Genomic DNA, 2724 nt, shown 5'->3' on the forward strand with positions numbered 1-2724 from the left:
CTATTAAAGTGAATGCTTTATTGGCAACAGGTGAGTCTTCAGGCATCAAAAGCGACAAAGGTGTAGTGAAAACTGCGGGCCGTGGTTTAGGTGATGCATGGTCAGCATCTGTAGTATATGACAGCAAAGCTGTTGTTTTAGGTCTTGGTTATGATAAGGCAATTCCATCAAATTTTGCTGGTCGCGGTATTTTGAATGCATCTACTCCAGAAGTAACAGGTGATGTTGCGGGTAGTGTATTTGCAGCAGCAAATACGATTCGTGCGATTGGTCGTGTAAACTTAGATAATGGTTTAGCACTTAAGGCACTCTATCAAGTTTCAGAAGTCGAAGAGACAGCAAATGCTGACAATAACACTTCACTAACTTGGCTTGAATCAATTAGAGCTATTGATGATCAACAAGCTTGGTTAATTGGCGCTGAATACAATCTGCCAAATGCAAAAGCTTGGACAGTTAAAGGTCAATACAGCCAAAACACTACAAGCTTCAAAGATAATACTGCCGATTATGAAGCACAGCAGATCTTTGTTGGTGCAGATTACGCATTTAGTAAACAAGTGAAAGCATATGGTTATGCCGGTTATCTAACGCTTGAGCGTGGTTCTTTAGAAACTAAACAACCAGTTGTTGGTACAGGCTTAGAATACAAATTCTAATTTAGACTTTGTAAGCTAAGAAAAGGCGATGCTTTGGCATCGCCTTTTTTATGCTCAAAACAACAAAACTTAGCAATTTTATGTCTGATCTAACAAGTTTCGGGCTGTTACCATGATTGAAAGTTTCAGCATTTCGTTTTGAAAATTATGCCTATCCAAGCCGTTTTATTTGACCTCGACAATACCTTGACCCATCGTGATCTGACGACACAAGCCTATAGCCGTTATCTGGCAGAATATTATGCACCAGCATTGGCACAGGTCGAGCCTGACAAAATTATCGAGATTGTAAGACGCATCGATAATGGCGGTTATCCTAAAAAGGAATTGCTGACGCATGGCAGTATCGGGGCTTCGGCTGCTTATGCGTTGTTGCAGGAGCTATCCTGGTTAAATCCTCCCAGCATAGAAGAACTGGCCCAGTTCTGGTTTAGCCAGTTTGGCCGTTTCGCTGTAGAAATGCCGGCAGCAGAGCAAGTATTAACACAGCTAAAAACTGAAGGTTATCAGCTAGCCATTGTTTCCAATGGCGGACATGACACCCGTTTAAATACGATTCGGGGTTTGGGTATTGAACCTTATTTTGATGAGATCATCAGTTCGGGATTGGTAGGCTTTAACAAACCACAGCCGGAAATATTCCAGATCACTGCAGAGCGTCTAGGCGTGCAGCCTGCACAGTGCCTGTATATTGGCGACCATCCAATTAATGATGTACAAGGAGCTACAGAGGCCGGAATGCATGCATTATGGATGCAAGGCTTTCATGCAGATGCTGAACATATCCAATATAAAATTCAGCAACTGCCGGAAATTTTTGCCCATTTGCAGTTACTCAATCAGGATTAAGTTACTCTTAAACAGTCAAGTGTTTCGGACCATTGTGTAGAATCGCAGCGCGGGCATTGCTGGTCGGCACTCGAAAGAGTTTGTACCTGTCCACAGTAAATACAGGCATATAACTCATTGGCCTTGACCTGTTGGACTATAGAACAGCTTTTAGGGAAAAGTGGCAGCCCCGGCCGAACCTCATCCGATTTGAAAAACAGGATACTGAACTTACCGTCAGTTTCCAGTAAACCGGTGCGTACCTGACCCAGATGCTCTACGCCTTGCTGGCGCATTTCGGCAAAGAATTCATCATGTGACATTTTACCTTTTTTAATTTCTTCAACGACTAGCAAGCCATCTTCTACGATATAAATTGGTTTACCTTCCAGTAGGTCTTCAAACCATTGATATTTCATCATGAGCCAAGTGGTCAGACGATACATGATAATAATTACCGACATCACCAGAACCGCCTGAATCAGGGGAATATCTTCGGTAAACATCGGGTCACCGGCAATCGAACCCAAGCTCAAAATGATAGCGACTTCGAAGATGGAAAGTTGCCGTACCCCGCGTTTTCCGGTCAGGCGCAGAAACAGGATAATCATCGTATACATCAGGGCACAACGCAGCAAAATTTCTGCGGTAAACGCCCAGGTGGTGTCATGTATAAATATCGTGGCCCAGTCCATTTAGATTCTTGATCCTCATTTTGCTCTTTGGCTCGAGTCTAGCAATATCAGTATTTTATTTGCTGCTGTGTTTATGTAAGTTTATGAATAAAGATAGATTCTATTTAAAAAAGAAGCTTGAGCTTAAAAATCCAGATACTTAATTTATTCAAAATAAGATAGAGATTTCATGTAAATAATGCATAAAAAATCAGCAGATTAAATTTGAAGAAGATCACATTCTTTTTTTGCTGTTTTTAAATCTATAAAAGTATTATCCATTTGAAATTTATCAATATAAATTTCAAATAACTTATTTTGAATACCTAGGGGTGTTTAGAAATTTGTAAGCAAATCACTTCATCTTTATAAAAAACTGTAGTTTGTGGCCTGAAAAATAGAGTGATTACACCAGGTTAATAAACTGTTTTTAAATTAGAAATTGTGATTTTGACTTCCAACAAGGGATGTATTGTGAAAAAAATATTCACGCTTTTAACGGTTATGGGTTTAAGTACAGCGGTCTGGGCAGATGCGGAGTGGGATTATACTCAGCCTGAGCA

At 40.5% G+C, this 2724-nt stretch carries 3 protein-coding genes; 2 read left to right on the forward strand and 1 reads right to left on the reverse strand.

Going from position 1 to position 2724, the window contains the following annotated elements; all coding sequences use genetic code 11:
• Nucleotides 1-659 (forward strand): porin (locus WAK81_RS09975; RefSeq protein WP_422196684.1); only part of this gene is annotated, 659 nt, incomplete at its 5' end.
• Between the two features lie 147 nt (nucleotides 660-806).
• Complete coding sequence (locus WAK81_RS09980) at nucleotides 807-1508, forward strand: HAD family hydrolase (RefSeq protein ID WP_422196686.1); 702 nt, start codon at nucleotides 807-809, stop codon at nucleotides 1506-1508.
• Here the strand turns inward: WAK81_RS09980 and WAK81_RS09985 are convergent.
• Nucleotides 1505-2182: a DUF421 domain-containing protein gene (locus tag WAK81_RS09985; protein ID WP_422196685.1), complete on the reverse strand. Its 678-nt coding sequence runs from the start codon at nucleotides 2180-2182 to the stop codon at nucleotides 1505-1507. The two genes, WAK81_RS09980 and WAK81_RS09985, sit on opposite strands and share 4 nt — an antisense overlap.
• Nucleotides 2183-2724: the final 542 nt, after the last annotated feature.

It is taken from the genome of Acinetobacter sp., assembly GCF_049284435.1.
GTDB lineage: Bacteria > Pseudomonadota > Gammaproteobacteria > Pseudomonadales > Moraxellaceae > Acinetobacter.